Origin of the sequence: Bacillus sp. AFS002410 (assembly GCF_002556365.1) — a bacterium.
Taxonomy (GTDB): Bacteria; Bacillota; Bacilli; order Bacillales; family Bacillaceae_G; genus Gottfriedia.
On sequence record NZ_NUEU01000007.1, the window covers coordinates 317,838 to 336,000 of the forward strand.

The window sequence follows — 18,163 nt, forward strand, 5'->3', positions numbered from 1 at the left end:
AACTTAAGCTTCAGCTAAAATTTTCTTTAAGTTATTCAATCCGATTTCAACACTTACCAATTGCGGTTTCGTAAACGCTTCTTGCTCAACAATTAACCATTCGACTGAATTTAGCTTTGCTTGTTGTACAATGCCTTTTATATTCATGATTCCATTTCCTATTTCAGTACTTTCCTCTTTGGATTGAGCCATATCCTTCACATGAATTAATGGCGTTCTTCCCTTATACTTACTCATAAATTCAACGGCATCAACACCTGCAAATTCTAACCAATAAGTATCCAATTCTGCTTTTAAGAGATTACTTGGTACAGCGTTTAACAGAATATCGAGAATATATTCATTCTCTACAGCAACTAATTCATGAGCGTGATTGTGATAAACTAATGATAGTCCAGCTTCCGAAAGTTTCTTACCAGAATGTTGTAATTGTTCTGCAAATTCCTTCCATTCTTCTAAACTATTAAAATTTGCCCATGGACAAACTATATATTTATTTCCTAATTCTGTTTCAAAAGCGATTACATCATCAATCTGATGAAGGATCTGATCTGCACTTACATGAGCTCCGGCAGCTTTTAATCCTAACTTATTTAATACAGCTTTTATTTCAGATGCACTTTTACCATAATATCCAGCAAATTCAACACCGTCGTATCCCATTTTTGCTACTTTTTCTAATGTACCGAAAAAGTCTAATTCTGCGTCTTCTTTCACACTCCATAATTGTAGTGCAATTGGTAGAGTCATTTATTTCATCTCCAATTCTAATTAGTTAAAGAATACTGGTTTCTTTGATTTTGAAGATTCGTAGATTGCTTCTAAAATTTGAGTTACAACTAATGCTTGCTCAGGTTTAACAACCGGTTCCGTATCATTAATAATACAGTCAATCCATTGTCTTGCTTCCAGTACTTCAGCAGTATCTGTTGCGCCTTCATAAAAAGCTACGCCGCCCGTATGTATATCAACTTTTTTATCATATAGTCTTCCATAAGCTTCTCCATTAATTCGAAGGCCATCTTTCATATCAGCTCCACCTTCAGTTCCACAAAGCGTAGCTTGAGCTTCTCCAACTTCAAGAGTATTTAATGCCCAGCTTGATTCTAGGAAAACGGTTGCACCATTCTCCATCGTAACAAATCCAAAAGCAGAGTCTTCCACTTTAAACTCCTTTGGATCCCATGGTCCAAATGCATTCGCAGCATTTTCATTTTGCGATAATTCATGGTAAACGTTTCCAACAACAAATTTAGGTTTATAATTATCCATTAACCATAACGTTAAATCTAATGCATGTGTACCTATATCAATTAATGGACCTCCACCTTGTTCATCCTCATTTAAAAATACTCCCCAAGTTGGAACCGCTCTTCTTCTAATTGCGTGTGCTTTCGCAAAGTATATTTCACCTAATTCATTACTTTGGCAAACTTGACTTAAATACTGTGAATCGCTTCGAAAACGATTTTGATATCCAATCGTTAATTTTTTACCAGTGCGTTTTGAAGCTTCTACCATTGCTTTTGCTTCTGCAGAGGTTTTTGCCATCGGCTTTTCACACATGACATGTTTATCTGCTTCTAAAGAATCAATTGTAATAAAAGAATGAGATTTATTTGGTGTACAAACGTGAATTACATCAATCGATTGATCTTTTAATAATTCCTTATAATCTGTATAAGTTTTAGCTTCTTCAGTACCAAATTGCTTCTTCGCTTTAATAGCGCGTTCTTCAATAATGTCACAAAAAGCTACCATTTCTACATTATCTAATGCTGCTAAACTTGGCATATGTTTACCATTTGCAATTCCGCCACAACCGATAATTCCAACTTTTAATTTCAATATGAAAACCTCCAGAAATGTTATTTACATTTCCAGTTTATAGAAAAATTCCGTTCGAATCTTCCATACTCCTTGCCTAAAACTTCTCAAATATTGTCTTTTTTTTATATTGAGTCGGAGATAAACCAACCTCATTTTTAAATAATCTGTTAAACGTTTTCACATTCATGAAACCAACATTATACGCAATTTCAGTAATTGGCAGATCTTCATTAAATAAATACCATTGTGCTTTCGTAATTCTGTATTGATTAACAAAATGACAAAAAGTCGAACCTGTGTATTTTTTAAAAAACTTAGCAAAATACGTATTCGTAAACCCAATATAATTTGCAATATCATTTAGAGTAATGTCATTCATATAATTTTCTTCTATATAATGAAATATTTTTTCTAATTTTAATAAACTAGCTTTCTTATTAGGATAGTTCAGCTTATTGTTTTCTGTATGAGGTAGTTCGCGATAGATTAGTAGTAAAATATCATAAAGTCTAGCTCTAATCGCTAATTCATAACCTTCATTTTTAGTGATAAATTCACTCTCAAGTTCATTAAGATATATAATCATTTTCTGTTTAACTTCTTCATTCCAAAGTACACTAGATTTTTGAATGCAATTAAACAGTTCAATTAATTCTAAATTATGTTTCTTTAAAAACTGTACATCTTCGAAAATTGTAAAATCAAATTGCACGACTAATCTCATACTATTTGGTGAAGATAAAAAATAATGAATGTCTCCACTATTAATAATGTAAAATTCCCCTTCTTCTAAATGAAGCAATTCATCATTTACTCCAATTTTTAAAATACCTTTTTGAACATAAATAATTTCTACCTCTTTATGCCAATGATGACTGACTAAAGTAGCTCCGTCATTTGAAAATAAACAAAAAGGAAAATTCCGATCTAATCGTCGGATTTCAAGAGTAGCTCCCATATCTATTCCCCCAATACAACTATTAGTTCTTTTGTACTTTATTTTACATTAACACTAATTTAAATTTTTTTCCTAGATTTAACATCTTCATGCATTCGATTCATATTGCTATCCGGCAAAAAATAAAAGATGTTTATACTATTCTATTAGTACAAACATCAAACATAATCGTTCATATTTTCACAAACTTAATTCCAAAAAATCAATTGTTTCTCTATATTATCCTTATTAATATAATTTTTTTGCATTGAAAAAGGACAGCCTAAGTTATATTTTTTAATATCATCATTTACTTCTGAAATCATTTTTGTTACATCTTTACTTTTAGAATCTGTTTTTAATTTTTCTAAAATAGATTGTAGCTTCTTATATATTTTCTTCTGCTGATCTACCCAATCTGGTTTATAACCCGACTTTTTAATGACTGTTGTTAATAAATCATCTTTTAGTAGCTCTTTAGGTAACGGCTTACCTAATCCAGGTAAATCTTCAAACCCACCTTCTTCTTCATGACGTTTAACAATTTCGCTTAACCAATCTACATATTTTCCATTATTCGTCATATTTTTGCCACCTTTTTAGTTTGTCCTACACTACTTAATTCGTTAATTTTTAACAATTTCCTTTCTTTATCTTATGCATTGGAATGATTTATGTAAGAGTATAACTTTAACCAAATTGTGAACTTTTTTAAATAATTTGTTCACTATGGATATAGAAAATAAACCTCGACCATATTACGGAAGAGGTTTATTTGAATTCGTTTATATGTAATTCATATCTCTTAAATACTTAAGCTACCAAAAAGCATAAGTGCGAAAATAATATAAGGAAAGAGTATTAAAAACCATATAAAAGGCTTTTTCCACGAATCAAGCTTGTCATAGATTGCTATAGTCATTAATAAGAAAACTCCAAATGGAATTAATAAGAAACTATACGTACTAGTGTAAGGGATTTTCTGTAAAATTACGTATAAAAAAAACACTCCAATACAGCTAATAAGCTTAAAATTTGTACTTTTATTGATTATGATTCTTGTAATAATACAAATAATCAATAAGATCGAAACAAAATAGCCTAATAAATACATTGTAAAGTAAAAAGATCCTGATAATTCTCCACCAGCACCGGTACCATCGGAGTCAGTAGACATCACAAATAAAAAAAACAACATTGGAAAGATAATGGGACTTGGAACTAGCATTGTAAAACTAATTGCAGCAGACACTTTCTTTAATAATACTTTCAAAATGAACACTCCTAATTTAATTCTCTAGTTTTATCTTACGAGAAGGAACTAAAATAATATATAGGAGAAAATGGTTGAATATTTGATATTATTAATTGTTTTCTAGGTATAGTTAAACCTTTATCCTTATGTAAAAATTGTACTACTAGGAATACTCAATTCTCATTTATGTATGAAACCCTCTGTTAGAGATAAATTCTTCAGTTAAATTCTATTATTTCTCCTTCAAAATCATCCCAATTTGAACAAATGCATTCAGTCATCATCAAGTTTAAATTGTATTTGTTCAAGCAACTCCTCAGGTCTCCAGTCATTCCCAACTAAACTTTCCCCACTTAAATTGGCTGCAATATATAGTCCATCTTTATCAAGGCGAGGTAACCAAACATTTTTGAAAGTTTCGAAAGACATCTCTAGAACTTGATAATCATGATATACGGGTACACTTTTAATAACATTCTCAGTTCTTAATTTTGACGACCAAAACGGCATTGATTCTTCCCTGTCACTTGAAGTGGTCGGAATACCTTCATTGTTTTGAATCGTCCATACTTTTTGCCGTTCAATTATCTCGTTTATGAAGTCATAACCATAAAACTCATCCACTAATTTTATACTACCGCTATCAGCTTCAACTTCTGCCATTTCAACATCAAAGTTAGGATCTTTAAGCCATTGTAGATAGTGAATAATTTCGTGAGCCATACAATTTAGAATTGCATAAATAGCATTCTCTTCTCCAATTTCTAAAACTAGTTCTTCATAGTCTCCTGTTGCAACTCTTATAAATGGTTCTACATTTTTATCATACGGTCCAAAAAAAGTTGCACTAACCATTTCTTTATCAATTGCTTTTATTTGATAAGCTTTTTTCAGATAAACAACAACTCTAATCGGAAATTTCATTTTTAAACGTAACCACGCAGCAAAATCTAAACAAGATTGTCTAACACTTGGTTCTACGCCTTTTTCGCATCTAACTCTTAAACCTGTACGCGGGGATTGTATATTTTTCATAGCATCTTTACCCTTTTTATTTTTATTGGTAAATTCGTTAATTTATCACCTTAAACCTTCTTCGACTGTGACAAACGAAAAAAGAAGATTCATCCTGTATTTATTCTACAACAAACGCAGGCATTAGTTGTACAACATGATCATCAATTAAGTCGCACATTTTTTAAAAAGTAAATGGCAGTTTAAGTGCATAAGTGATTGTTATAATAAGTGAAGCTGAATGTGATACCTGTTTAGATAAAAATTAAAATATTGAAGGAATGGAGCTTCCATTATTAGAATTATAAAGTAAATGATAGTAGAAAGATTGTAACTATCTAACACATTTGAAAGCTTAATATAAAAAAAGAAGGTGATTCTAAAATGGCAAATAAAGCAAAGATTAAAGATATTATTGAAGAAATGGAAATGCAAAATGATGGTTATCGTTCTTTCGTTAATATAAGAACTGGAGAAGTAATTTCAGTATCTGAAGATGATCTTATAGATGCTGAAGATGAAAAACCAATAAATAATTTACATGATTGGCAAATAGAAAATTTAGAAATTGCGAATGAAATTGTTGAAAATTTTGAGGATTACAAGGAACTGCCAACAAAATATGAAATTAATGAATATCAAATAATAGAAGATTTTTGTTTGACGATTCCTGATGAGAAAATTCAAAGAATACTACTAAGAACAATCGGCGGAAAAGGAGCGTTTAGAAGATTTAAAGATACGATCAAAGATTTTGAAATTGAAATGGATTGGTATAAATATCGTGACAATCGCTATAAAGAGTTAGCGATAGCGTGGTGTCAAAATAATGAAGTTGAATACATAGAGTAGCTTGGGTTCGAGATGAAAAGTTACAGGTAGTACTAATTTAATAGGACGATGGGATTACTGGAAAATAAATTACTTTTAGTATTGGAGCTGTATTTTTTGAATTACTTTTTGAAACTTAACGCAGTGAGTGCTCTTTATGGGTTACTTGTGTGCCTATTTATTTATTCACTATTCAGCAGCGAACAAATCCATGATTTAACAGGATTGAATTCAAATTTAATATGGAACATTTTATTAGGAGTAGCATTAATATTCTTGATTGTATCGTTTATTATAGTTCCTTTGCTAACAAAAAAATGGTTAGAATCTAGACTTTGGTCTTTATTTTCTTCTGTTATATGGCTTCCATATTTCGTTTTGTTTATTATATTAACAGGTTTTTTATTTCCAAATAATGATCTAAATGATGATAATTTCGGAGCTGGATTAATACTGTTGTTCTTTTTAATTTTCTATCCTGTTTCTTTATTCATTACAACGTTTATTGGAACTAGACTAAAAAAATCCACATGAAATTCTTATTGAATAAAATCATACTTTTGTTCTTTAAAATTAAGGGCTGTCTAATTTGATAGCCTCTTTTTTAGTTTATAAATTAAAGAAAAGAGATACCGTTAAAACCACCAGTTTCACTTTTCGATAATTCGATTATATAAATCAATATTGATCGTTGAAATATGTATGATTAATATTTAAGCTCGGTGTCTTTGAATAAACACATTTTCTTTATAATTTTTTAACATTCCTCTTTCTCTCAAATACTCCTTAAAGTACAAGCTCGCTTCTTTTCGCTCATCATAAGGGTTCTTAGATAATACAAATCCTAGTTTATCTTCCTTTTGAAGTTCCACACCAGACAAGTATAAATGTATTTTATGTTGATGATAAATTTCTTTTAACGGCTCCATGAAATTAATAGCGAACGCAGAAAGCATTTTCATTTCCGTCTCGAATGTAAACCTTGTAACATAAGATAGATCCACGAATATTACCCCAATAAATCCTGTATTAGAAATTTCAGCCCTTACTGTTTTTTCATTTTTCAAATGGCCAATTTCACGAAGATATTCAATAAAATAACGAATGCCCTCTTCTTTCTCGAATGGCTTTTTTGATAAAATTAATCCAATTTTCTTTTCCGTACGTAAATATTCACAAGTTATATATGCTGGAATATTTTGCTTTTGAAACAATGTACACGCTGCTTGTAATAGGCCGTTTAATACTTCATGTATAATTAATGGATGTTTCCTTGTGAAATAATATGTATTTTCTTGCAATTCTTCCGTATCAATGAAACTTGCCCCGATAAAACCTGTATTGGATATAATAGGCGTTTTAGAATTCCTTTTAGTTGCTCCAGTTTTTTTCATCATGCAAGTTCCTTTCATACTAAAATATATATAGTAGAACATTAGTTCGTGTTTTATATTTTAATCATACACAATATAATTTAAAATGTAAATCTTAAAAATGAAAAAAGGATACGAAATTTTTCGCATCCTTGAAATTACGCTTATTTGATCGATTTCTTAAGAAACAGTTTCTTCCTCAACATCTACATAACAATCCATTGTATGTACTTCTTTATCTTCATGATTCCCAAAGTAAATAGTGAAATTCATTGTTTAACACCCTTTCACAAAGGATCTAAGTTTAATTATTATTTTATATAATTATATTATTTTTCCCAAGAAATAACAACAGTTAGCTTGTTTTTGAAAGGAGATGTTTAGGTTAGTAGAAAATTATTTTAGTTAATTCCTATAAATGTTAATTAACTCCAACAACAAACACCTTACTTCTTCAAAGTCATTAAACTCTCGGCTAAACTTTTTATAGTCACCAATCTTAAATTCAATAAATTTATATTGTGCAAACCGCTCAAAGAATGAAAAGTGTAAAATTACACCTGATCCATAGGAACTATTAAATGGCTATGTTAAACCAAAATGTTGATTTTCGCATATTAATGCAATGCTTTAGTTGCATATGAAAATTTTATCAAAACTTTTGCTATTTCCTTTTAACATAAATATCGTATTGGGTATTATCGTTAAATCGATCACTTCGAGCATTTACTGGTAATTCTACTTTATACTTTACACCTTCATCTTTCAATTTAGAAATGGTCTTAAAATAGTCTTCATATCCGTACGCTGTATATATTAATTCCCATTTTCTATTTAATATTAATTGAACAATTGAAATAAGCCCTATAATCAATACTAATAAAATGCCCCCTACCCACATGGTTTCTCCCCCATATAAAACTCCATAACTAATTATATTCATATTACTATGAGGGATTCCTTTACACATACTTTTATTTAACTATCTGCCATTTTGTCGAATAAGAAAAAGCCACCTGAATTGGCAGCTTTTATTCAACTCATGCACTGCATTAGTTGCAAAACATCCATTACTTTTCTACCCATATTTTATATATCATTTTTCCGTTAATTTTTTCTTCTTGTAAACAAATTCTGCCTTTTGTATTATTGTGCATTAACCATTCAGGTAAAAGATTTGCCAAACACTTTACCACCTTTTCATCAGGTGTAGAGTATCCCACATTTGTATTAGAACGTAAATACAGACCAAAATCTGGATATAATGCATCAGCCCACATTTCTGCTTGCCGATGTGTTTCGAAAATATAATTATCTTCTTTGTAGCTACCGTTAATCCATATTACATTCATAGGACCACTCGCCTTCGAAGGGTTTAATTCATGTTTATAACTGAATTTATTTATTCAGTTGAACTATCGCAGAGCGTTAGTTGTAAAACGATAATGATTAATTGAGTACTAATTTAATTTCTAGTTTAAATAGAGAAACAAATTCTTTTTTATTTGTCAAAAATAGTTAGAAATAAAATTAATATCAAAAATCCACCAGTTATTGTCGAAAGAATAATCCCAGCAATAAAATTTTTCTTTAGTTTGTTTTTATAAGAAGTGAAAATTGTAATAAATGAAATTATGAATGAAATTATTAATAAAATTAAATAAAAAGAATCGCTTGTTGGCAAATATATCACCCCTTTTTGAATCACACTTTTCATACAATTTATCTATATTTAACTACCATTATTTATTCTATATTAATGATAAATAGTCCTTTCCTTGTTCAACTAAACTGCCATTAGCTGCATAAGAAAAACGATACTTCGTTATTGAAGAATCGCACCCGTTAGTTGCATAACTTTTTAAAATTATAGAATCACGCTAAGTGTTGATACTCCCTGTTAAGCTAACGGGGAGTATCAACAGGTTAATATGACGAATTATAGTTGAAATAGACAAAGTTAACGTTATAGGAGGTAACAACAATGTTGAAACTATTCGAATATAACTGGCAAGTCCGCAATGACTGGTTCGACTGGTGTGAAAATGTGAGCGTAGAAGAGTTGATGAAAAGACACAATGGTGGTGTAGGGTACATCCTTCCAACGCTCTATCACATTGTGGCAGTCGAGTATGGTTGGATATGTGGTGGGATTCTAGAAAAATCGATTAATATCCCTTTGTTCGAGGAAGTGGCCAGCCTACAAAAAATAAAGGATTTTTCCAACAGTCGTCACGTGGAACTTGCTCCATTTATCTACGATTGGAACGATGGCCTTGAAGATCACATAATGATTGATATCTTGGATGATGGTAAACAGGAAGCACATAGATACGGTGAAGTAATGCGGCATGTTATCGTCCATGAGATCCACCACATTGGTCAATTATCTATATGGTCACGAGAAATTGGAAAAAAGCCAGTTACTGCAAACTTGATTGGTAGGAGTTTATTCGATATTTAACAATTGGACTTTCAGAGGAATTTTAACCATATTTAAAAGAGGTGGTTTTCTTTTTTTATTCAACTAAAACATTAGTTAGTTGAACAAGAAGAATCCTTTATTTGCTATACGAACCTAAAATTCGTTACAAGAAACTCAAAAAGGCAACTTCTTTAAGGAAGTTACCTTTTGCTAGAAATTGTTTTGATAAACACTTCACACGTTCTACATATGCCCTTCCAATTTTTAGATTCACATCAAATTTAATTACTTTCTTTTCAACGTAATCAAATTCGAAAGAAGCATAAATTTGGTGCCAGTATTATTAAAAATTTATATTTAATCACTTTGATCCATCTTCAGTTCCCCTGAGTCAGCCTCTTTTCTACTAAAGCTTTGTACGCAAACTCAAAAGCTCCGGGAAAAATTGTTGATCTAGAACTCTTTTTAAATAACTAACTCCTGAAGATCCGCCTGTTCCCATCTTATTGCCGATAATTCTTTCAACCGTCGACATGTGATTAAAGCGCCACAGCTGCTGCTGGTTGCCAATATCGACTAGCTTCTCTGCCAACTCATATAGATCCCAATATTGTTCGGGATTGCGATAGACTGTCAGCCATGCATTTTCAACACTCTCATTTGGTTCATAGCTTTGTGACCAGTCACGTTCAAGAGCTTCTTTATCAACCGATAAACCATGCGCCACAAGTGCAGATATGGCAGCATCATAAATACTCGGTTCATGAAGAGCATTTAGCAACATCGAATGTAACTCCTTCTGATGTTGATAAACAGCCAGCGTATGTGCATTTTTGTTTCCTAGCGCAAATTCAATCAAGCGATTCTGATAGGATTGGAATCCAGAGGAATGGCCCAGTTTGTCACGGAATTGCATATATTCAGATGGTGTCAACGTCGAAAGGACGCTCCATGACTGGATTAACTGTTGTTGAATGCGGGAAACACGTGCCAGCATTTTAATTGATGGTTCTAAATCATTGCGGCGAATACAAGCAATCGCCGAATTCATTTCATGTAAAATTAGCTTCATCCAAAGCTCGCTTGTTTGATGAATGATGATAAAAAGCATCTCATCATGGTGGTTCGAAAGTCGATGTTGGCTTGATAAAATCTGATCAAGGCTGAGATAATCACCGTATGACATTTCTTTTTGAAAGTCTAATTGAATACTATTTTCGAGATTTTTATTATCTATGTTTCCCATTCTATAAGCCCCCTCATAATCAATCTATTTTATTTTAATACATTTTCTTATTGCTTAGTTAAAATAAATCACTTTTTTTAAAATTGTATGTACAAAACGACAACTCAATTATTAATTTTATGGATCTCAAATCTGTTTTTAAAGTCTCTTTTATTTTTACAAATTTATAGCAGATAAGTGGCTTTATATTAGTGATAATAAAAATGATGTCCAACTGACGCATCCGCTAGTTACGTAAGAATATTGATCTCTTTGTAATGTTTAAAAGGAGCGTTTACTACGAATTTTGACGGATTATCGAAAGTACAATTGGATAAATCAATTTAAATATGTAAGAAGGTCTTGAAGCGGTATCTTATTATAGTTTGATAGACCTCCATCTTCTTCTTGAACATACAGTCTAACGTCTAAACCTTCTATACGGTCTACAATTGTATAAGAACCTTTATATTTAATTTCTGTACCATAAAGACCAATTTTCCGCTTCCTATTTGCTCAATATAAAGTGCTTTTAAATACTGGGTTTAATTCTATTTCTTATATCTACATTTCCTTGTTCAACTAATGCAGTAGTTAGTTACATAAAGTTAAGTAAAAATGGAACTATGATAATAAAAAAACAAAACACAAGTACTAATGATGCCGTTAATCTTTTCATTAGAAATAGTTGGGTTTATCTTTTCTATTTTAAATATAGTTAATCCCGCCAAAACACCTAGAATTATAGGATAGAATACATTTTCGGATTGGAAATGATAATGCAATTTATCTTTAATAAATCCTTCAATTTCAACTAACAGGATTGTTAGGCTTATTCCAATTAGTCTACCTAATTTCAAAATACTCCTCCTAAATAAAATCTTTTTCTTATTGAAGAGCTGAAATGCAAACTCTTAATTATTATTATTATATGGTAAATTGATATAATTCTAATTTTGCAAAAATATATCATTTTTTATTTTTCACCTTATTCAACTATACTGCCATTTACTTTAATAAGAAAAAGCTACCGAAGTAGCTTTTAGGTTGTTCAACTAACGCATGAGTTAGTTGATTTACCTTCCAAATATTACAATAACGACTATAAAAATATAAGAGCAATTTATTAATCGCAAATATTTTCTTTTTCTTTTTTGCTCTAATACATCTTCTAATAGATTTAGTTTTAATAATAATTTATTTATTAACTTAGCTATTATGAAAAAGACTAAAAAGATAATTAAAACAATCACTAAAGATTTGTTCTCTCTTCTCTCTAATACACCTGTGTATCTCAATATAAGTGAAATTATTAATGTTATATTAAATGTTACGTTGAAAGTTTGTTCTTTAATAAATTCTCTGGTAGTCAATTTTTTATCCCCCTATCTTTTATAATACTAATTTGATTTTAACATCAAAGTAAGTATTATAATTTGGGGGATTTTCACCTTTTTTACTTAGAATTTCAAATTATTCTTATGTAACTAAACTGCCATATAGTTGAATGAAAAAAGAGCTGCCGAAGCAACCCATCTTTTTCAACTTTTGCAGTGCGTTAGTTCTATAAGTACTAACTAATCAATAATAAAAAAGTCATCAAAACATTCGCCATTTAGCTTGAAAAGCATTTTATAGACTCCAATTTTCTTATCTTTATAAACGATTGGAACATAAGAAGTAACGTAATCAAAACCGTACTGCATATATGCATCTTTATTCCAAGCATCTATAAAAAGACCTAGTCCTTCCATATTAATAAACAACTGCTCTTTATCAAAACCCTCGCCAAAATTTTCCTGAAATTCATCATTTTCTTCCTGTTGATAATATTCAAACGTTTCCCAAAAACTTTCAATTGTATAATTTTCAATAGAATGTTTTTCTGCCCATTTTCTTAGTTCATTTGTATCCATTTATAATTCCACCTTTCATGAAAAAACGGAATTTACATCTTGAAAAATTATATCATAGGTTTCCTTTTCCTTATTGAACTAAACTGCCATTTAGTTCAACAAGAATAAAAAAAGAGAAACTCACAGGATAAAGAGTTTCCCTAAAAAATAGGTGATATTGGTAAATTAGAAAAATGTAACTGTACTTTATTATATAAAAATTATTATTAATGGTATTAGTTATTCGTCTTTCTTAATGGAAATCTTTTCCATTGTTATATAAATAAAGCATTGCGTTATTTACAAAAGAAAAGCCTTAGTTAGCCTTGTATAGGCAATTTCATATTCTGATTTCTCGTTCCAAAACCTTAAGCAATCGTTGCTCCAATACAGCAAAAAAAGCAACCAGCAAACTAACACTGATGGATCAGACTCACCAATTAAAACAGAGGCCACTCCACCAATTGCCGAGAAAAGGGCGAACATTCAGGGATTTTCTTTTAAAAGGCTGGGTATTTTAGTTTCCTTTTTATTAGCACTATTAGTATTAAACAAATTGGGATAATAATTTGAAGAGGTATTTGTAGTAAAAAGGGAACAACTTCACTTGCTTCATTACGTAATGCAACATAATTCGTTGTCATCCACATTGAACAAACTAACATTATAACCGAAGTAGGATAAACTAACTGCTTACTTTCCTTAATGCCAAATAAATCTGCTGCTCCTGACACCGCACAATAGAAATATATAGTAATCTTCACGAAATAATTACATACCGAAATCACTATAATAAAGGTATCTAATCTTTGAACAAAATCAGCAATACTAATATAACTAACAGCTGTTAGAAGTGGATATATGGTTCTTTCTATTTCAGAAACACCCATTATGGAAGTATTTAACATTGAAAATAAAGTCAATATAAGCCCAGAAAATAGTAATGATGTTATTCCTACATTTATTGCTTTCTTTTGTTTATTTAAATATGGCAAAATCATAGAAAATGTAAATATCTCACCAAAAGGATTTGAAATTAATATCGGAGTTGCCTTTAACACTGGTTTCCATCCACTTTCTAATACAGGTCTTAAATTATCAATATTGATTAAGCCAGAAATAATCTCTAATCCAATAATTATAAAACTAATAAACATTATAAATAAAAAAATAAATTCATTTGCACGTGCAAATATTTCAAATCCTTTATGACATGCATATATTACAACAATCATCATTAATATTCCAATTGAAATTTGTGATGAAGCATTGTAAAGAGTAATAACCATTAACTCCTCAAAATTTCGCAAAACTCGTGCACCTATATAAATAAAATATAATATATAGATTAGTGCTAACAGTTTTCCAACATATTTACCTAAAATATTTTGTATATATTTTGTAAATGGTACATCAGGAAAAAATGAATATAACTTTATATATACAAGAAATAATAGACACCCCACAGTAAGTCCTAATAATAAACTCATCCATGCATCTTGCTTGGCTAAAGAATAGATTTCAATTGGAGGCGATGTACCATTAATAAACATAAAAATCATACATAATAATTGAAAACCACTTACTTTTAATTTACGATTCATGATAGTACCTTCATTTAATATTTATTTCCTCTATTTTCTTTTTTTAAATATGTTTATTTTCACCATTTAGAATCTAAATTATTATTTATATAACAAAAATACCCTGTATCGATACTGGATACAGAAATATTAATATACAAAGAAAAATAATGCTATTTACCTAGATTAAGATACGCAGCGTTATTATCTATAATTTAAAATTGTATCTCCACTAACTGTAACTTGAGGGAATCCAGCCTTTTCCACATTGATTTTCGGATAATCCTTATTGCACAAAACTGCCATTTTGTTGAATAAAAAAACCGGCTAAAAAGCCGATCTTATTGTTCAACTATTGCATGCGTTAGTTGAAGCAGAAGTATTTTAAAAATAAAAATCTTACTTAAATTTCTAATTGAATCATTGTTATTTTTTTCTCTCTATTTACCCATAAATACATATTCTTACATTTGTGAGCGAAATATCTAATCGCTACGGATTCTATTAAAGTTTCATCTAAAACAAGACTTAACCACGAAAATGATAAAAAGTGTTTATCTTTTTTTGCACTAATTAGATATTCGAATAATAGATCAAAATTTTGATCTTCGTATTTTTCTATTTTTTCTGGAACTACTTTGTAACTTAACGATGGACTCCATTCTGGTTCACTTTCACTAACATTACCATAAAGATCGCTAATAATAGGATTTATCCCTTGTTTATGAACCTCATTTAAAGACACCTTTTTAGGATTAGATAATATTACCTCAGTCGGTAAATCATTTTCATATACAACTCTACAATTATTAAAATGTAAAATAACTTCGGATATCAGCTTTTTATCCAACTTATTATTAACAAAAATGGAAATTTCACCGTTTTCAAATTGATTACCTAACATTAAATAAAATTCTGTTATTAATGAAAAGTGAGGCTCATGGTTTTTACTTGATATAAATTCTCTAATTCTAAAATCCGTGCTGACCTCATCATAATCTCCAACTACTTCAAGATTTTCATAAAGTTCTAGCCAATCTATATTTTTGAAACTTAAATTTTCTAAGTCAACTGGATATTCTGGTTCAATAGTTAACGTAGCATATGAAGTCCATCCTATATTTTTAGGTGTTGCTCCAAACAATCTTAATAACTTCTCCTTGTAATAATCATAAAGTTTACCCACTTATACCTCCAAAACTTATTCATCTCAATATTCATGATCCCCCTAGAAATTCTTCTTCCAATTCATTTAAACTTCCATACAAGTGAAACAGAGAATGATTGATTAATGATAATCCTTTTTTGTTTTCAAACTAAAGCATGCGTTAGTCGCATAAGGTTTATTGTTTAATAACCCTTTTATTTAGCTTACCATCCCTCGATTTCGGATATTTCGGAATCTAAATACTCCGCTGAATAGAAAGATCCTTTCCTATACACGATGAAATCCGTCTTATCATTCATCGGATTCGGCGTTACTATCGGATGATTAATCCGATACGCCTTCGCGTTGTGGAGATGTAAATACGGTTGAAAACCTTTGTTGGCTTCTACATGTAGCGAAATCTTCGACTTCAACGCACTATTTGGGTGAAGCGTGAAAAACAATTTTGTTCGAATTGCTAGTGAAGGCGTCGAATGTAATTTGATGTATAGTACACGGCATGCAGTTAATGTTGATAATATAAATAACGCACACTAGCCATTTTTTGCGGGTCAATTTGAACCCTCCTTCTGTTTGGATTCATGATATTTTTATCATACCAATAATAGGGAGGAGGTAACTTGAGAAAATTTTCCCTTTTTACATTAAATTTCAGACATTCTTATTCAACTAAACTGCCATTATCTTGAATAAGAAAAAAGCTACCGAAGCAGCTTAAAAGTTGTTCAACTAATGCATGCGTTAATTGAAAGTAGAAACGACATAAAAACGAAGACTCTATTACAGAGACCTTTTGCTATTTAAAACTTAGAACAAAAGGAATACCTTTCCAATAATACAAAACAAGTACTTATTAATAATATTACTGTTGGCCATATCTTTCTAAACAATTCGAATCACCTAACTTTATACTATCCCTAACACCCCAAGAATATAAATTTCACCAGCTAATTCAAAAAATAGATAAATTAAAATAAAAAAAGAGAAACCGGATTCTCTTTTTTTAGGTGATATTATTGAGCAATGGCAAACAAACTTCTTAATATAATTTATTAATTCAATAGCTAATGGTTTGTATTTTTTCACTAGTTACTTACTTTTAAGCAATAAAAACTATTCTATTACAACAAAACTGCCATTTAACTGCATAAAAAAGCGATCCTTCGTTATTGAAGAATCGCATGCATTGGTTGAATTTTATTTATGAAAATCTTAGTGGTTCTTTACTTAATTCGATTCCAATAAATATTACATCTTTCTGTTAAAGTTTAATCTAGAATTTCTCTCCAGTCATAACTGACATAAAATCCTGATAAAACCCTTCATAATTTAAGCCTACTGCAATATGTTGTAAAGGTCTCCCATCAAATTTCTCAGGAGTATCTGTTACTCGAAAATCTGCAATACTTTGACCTCTAGCCACATCGGTTGAATCAATTACAACAGCAGATTGATAAAATGTAAATAGATCGCTACGTATGACTGCCATGAGAGTTACAGCATCATGAACTGGACTTCCCTGTATGCCCGGTACCTTCTTTTGATAAAATTTAAAATAATAGTAATCTAATAGTGGTTTTATAAGATCAGTTTTCCCTTTATTATGAATATAATTGACCATTGAAGGGGTAACTAAGGCATTTTGCGTTACATTTAATGGAAAAATATATGCATCTTTTACATATTTCATAACGATATTAGCCGCTATCGGATCTCCATGAAAATTCGCTTCTGCAATTGGAGTAACATTTCCAGGATATAGAAAGGCCCCACCCATAATATAGTAAGAATTCACACTTTTCATCAGATCTCCGTATAAGATAAACAGAGTGGCTAGCGAAGTTAACCTTCCTGTATTCACAATAATTAGTTCATGCTTGTATTGTTCTATCAAATTAATAACTTCACAAAAGTTTTCTAAGTTCTCAAACTCTAAACCTGGATCGATTGGACCTAAACCAAACGGGCCATGTATATCAAGGTAATAGGTTGGGATCTCTCCCGTCATTGGATTCTCGGCACCCCCAAAGACTTTAACATATTCTTTCCCTGACCTTTTAAGTAAAAACCGAACATTCCTAGTTGTTTCTTTTTTAGATACGTTCCCATAATCCGCCACAATCCCAATTATATCAATATCTTCTGTTAAACGTGCATAAACCAAAGCGATTGCATCATCAATTCCAACATCGCCGAAGAATAACACTTTCTTCCCCACTGGCTTCGCTCCCTTTATAACAAAGCTTCAAAACAATTCTTTATTATTTATTCCTTTGATATAATGGTATGTTGTTTTCTATTTGAAAAGTATAAAAAAAACATCCTATTTTTCACTACAGGATGTTTCTTCACTTTATTATAAGGTGATTTTCGGAACTTTTTTCATAACAATTCAAAAAATATTTTATCATATTTAATTTAACTACAATGTCATGGTACTACAAAAAAATACCAACGAAATGTTCGATCACTTCGTTCAACTAACGCATGCTTTAGTTGTATAAGATTGAGTAATCTTTTTTTATATAACACCCTAAAACAATCCGTTACTCATAAATAAAATAACACAAACAAAATATACATAACCCCAAGAAAAGTAGTATCATTAATAGTTTTTTTAAATACCA

General features: G+C 30.4%; 20 protein-coding genes and 1 pseudogene. 3 read left to right on the forward strand and 18 right to left on the reverse strand.

Annotation, left to right across the window (positions count from 1 at the left end):
- Nucleotides 1-3: 3 nt before the first annotated feature.
- The 6 genes from CN692_RS07190 to CN692_RS07215 form a co-directional block, all read right to left on the reverse strand.
- The gene (locus CN692_RS07190; RefSeq protein WP_098118472.1) at nucleotides 4-750 is read right to left on the reverse strand and encodes a sugar phosphate isomerase/epimerase family protein; all 747 of its coding nucleotides are present in this window, start codon (nucleotides 748-750) and stop codon (nucleotides 4-6) included.
- Nucleotides 751-771: 21 nt separating this feature from the next.
- A complete protein-coding gene (locus tag CN692_RS07195; protein ID WP_098118473.1) occupies nucleotides 772-1,848 on the reverse strand; it encodes a Gfo/Idh/MocA family protein in 1,077 nt (358 codons plus the stop codon).
- 76 nt (nucleotides 1,849-1,924) lie between these two features.
- Nucleotides 1,925-2,788 (reverse strand): helix-turn-helix transcriptional regulator, encoded by an 864-nt coding sequence (locus tag CN692_RS07200; RefSeq protein WP_098118474.1) that lies wholly within the window; start codon nucleotides 2,786-2,788, stop codon nucleotides 1,925-1,927.
- 188 nt (nucleotides 2,789-2,976) lie between these two features.
- On the reverse strand, nucleotides 2,977-3,351 hold the full coding sequence (locus CN692_RS07205) for a DnaJ family domain-containing protein (protein WP_098118475.1): 375 nt from the start codon (nucleotides 3,349-3,351) through the stop codon (nucleotides 2,977-2,979).
- A 221-nt stretch (nucleotides 3,352-3,572) separates the two neighbouring features.
- Complete coding sequence (locus tag CN692_RS07210) at nucleotides 3,573-4,040, reverse strand: hypothetical protein (protein WP_098118476.1); 468 nt, start codon at nucleotides 4,038-4,040, stop codon at nucleotides 3,573-3,575.
- 255 nt (nucleotides 4,041-4,295) lie between these two features.
- Nucleotides 4,296-5,057: a DUF2750 domain-containing protein gene (locus tag CN692_RS07215; RefSeq protein WP_098118477.1), complete on the reverse strand. Its 762-nt coding sequence runs from the start codon at nucleotides 5,055-5,057 to the stop codon at nucleotides 4,296-4,298.
- A 363-nt stretch (nucleotides 5,058-5,420) separates the two neighbouring features.
- Here CN692_RS07215 and CN692_RS07220 point away from each other — a divergent pair, with 363 nt between their 5' ends.
- A complete protein-coding gene (locus CN692_RS07220; protein WP_098118478.1) occupies nucleotides 5,421-5,888 on the forward strand; it encodes a UPF0158 family protein in 468 nt (155 codons plus the stop codon).
- A 96-nt stretch (nucleotides 5,889-5,984) separates the two neighbouring features.
- Nucleotides 5,985-6,401, forward strand: coding sequence for a hypothetical protein (locus tag CN692_RS07225; RefSeq protein WP_098118479.1), 417 nt, complete (start codon nucleotides 5,985-5,987; stop codon nucleotides 6,399-6,401).
- Nucleotides 6,402-6,580: 179 nt separating this feature from the next.
- Here CN692_RS07225 and CN692_RS07230 read toward each other — a convergent pair whose 3' ends face one another.
- The 4 genes from CN692_RS07230 to CN692_RS07250 form a co-directional block, all read right to left on the reverse strand.
- Complete coding sequence (locus CN692_RS07230) at nucleotides 6,581-7,261, reverse strand: hypothetical protein (RefSeq protein ID WP_257143981.1); 681 nt, start codon at nucleotides 7,259-7,261, stop codon at nucleotides 6,581-6,583.
- A gap of 384 nt (nucleotides 7,262-7,645) precedes the next feature.
- Nucleotides 7,646-7,795, reverse strand: a complete 150-nt coding sequence (locus tag CN692_RS27125) for a YxiJ family protein (protein ID WP_098118508.1) — start codon at nucleotides 7,793-7,795, stop codon at nucleotides 7,646-7,648.
- A gap of 109 nt (nucleotides 7,796-7,904) precedes the next feature.
- Complete coding sequence (locus CN692_RS07245) at nucleotides 7,905-8,141, reverse strand: hypothetical protein (RefSeq protein ID WP_098118482.1); 237 nt, start codon at nucleotides 8,139-8,141, stop codon at nucleotides 7,905-7,907.
- A 169-nt stretch (nucleotides 8,142-8,310) separates the two neighbouring features.
- On the reverse strand, nucleotides 8,311-8,592 hold the full coding sequence (locus CN692_RS07250; protein ID WP_098118483.1) for a hypothetical protein: 282 nt from the start codon (nucleotides 8,590-8,592) through the stop codon (nucleotides 8,311-8,313).
- A gap of 632 nt (nucleotides 8,593-9,224) precedes the next feature.
- Between CN692_RS07250 and CN692_RS07260 the strand changes: the two genes are divergently transcribed.
- On the forward strand, nucleotides 9,225-9,704 hold the full coding sequence (locus CN692_RS07260; RefSeq protein WP_098118485.1) for a DinB family protein: 480 nt from the start codon (nucleotides 9,225-9,227) through the stop codon (nucleotides 9,702-9,704).
- 367 nt (nucleotides 9,705-10,071) lie between these two features.
- Here CN692_RS07260 and kynA read toward each other — a convergent pair whose 3' ends face one another.
- From kynA to CN692_RS07295, 8 genes and pseudogenes are all read right to left on the reverse strand, one after another.
- Nucleotides 10,072-10,911 carry a tryptophan 2,3-dioxygenase gene (gene kynA / locus CN692_RS07265; RefSeq protein ID WP_098118486.1) on the reverse strand — a complete coding sequence of 280 codons (840 nt, stop codon included), beginning with the start codon at nucleotides 10,909-10,911 and terminating at the stop codon, nucleotides 10,072-10,074.
- A 587-nt stretch (nucleotides 10,912-11,498) separates the two neighbouring features.
- The gene (locus tag CN692_RS07270) at nucleotides 11,499-11,750 is read right to left on the reverse strand and encodes a hypothetical protein (RefSeq protein WP_098118487.1); all 252 of its coding nucleotides are present in this window, start codon (nucleotides 11,748-11,750) and stop codon (nucleotides 11,499-11,501) included.
- Between the two features lie 216 nt (nucleotides 11,751-11,966).
- The gene (locus CN692_RS07275; RefSeq protein WP_098118488.1) at nucleotides 11,967-12,263 is read right to left on the reverse strand and encodes a hypothetical protein; all 297 of its coding nucleotides are present in this window, start codon (nucleotides 12,261-12,263) and stop codon (nucleotides 11,967-11,969) included.
- A gap of 204 nt (nucleotides 12,264-12,467) precedes the next feature.
- Nucleotides 12,468-12,806 carry a hypothetical protein gene (locus CN692_RS07280; protein WP_098118489.1) on the reverse strand — a complete coding sequence of 113 codons (339 nt, stop codon included), beginning with the start codon at nucleotides 12,804-12,806 and terminating at the stop codon, nucleotides 12,468-12,470.
- A gap of 347 nt (nucleotides 12,807-13,153) precedes the next feature.
- A pseudogene (locus tag CN692_RS26625) lies at nucleotides 13,154-13,271 on the reverse strand (DMT family transporter); the annotation flags it as partial.
- A gap of 14 nt (nucleotides 13,272-13,285) precedes the next feature.
- Nucleotides 13,286-14,389 carry a GerAB/ArcD/ProY family transporter gene (locus tag CN692_RS07285; protein WP_098118490.1) on the reverse strand — a complete coding sequence of 368 codons (1,104 nt, stop codon included), beginning with the start codon at nucleotides 14,387-14,389 and terminating at the stop codon, nucleotides 13,286-13,288.
- Between the two features lie 382 nt (nucleotides 14,390-14,771).
- A complete protein-coding gene (locus tag CN692_RS07290) occupies nucleotides 14,772-15,554 on the reverse strand; it encodes a hypothetical protein (RefSeq protein WP_098118491.1) in 783 nt (260 codons plus the stop codon).
- 1,255 nt (nucleotides 15,555-16,809) lie between these two features.
- A complete protein-coding gene (locus CN692_RS07295; protein ID WP_098118492.1) occupies nucleotides 16,810-17,754 on the reverse strand; it encodes a nucleoside hydrolase in 945 nt (314 codons plus the stop codon).
- Between the last annotated feature and the right edge of the window lie 409 nt (nucleotides 17,755-18,163).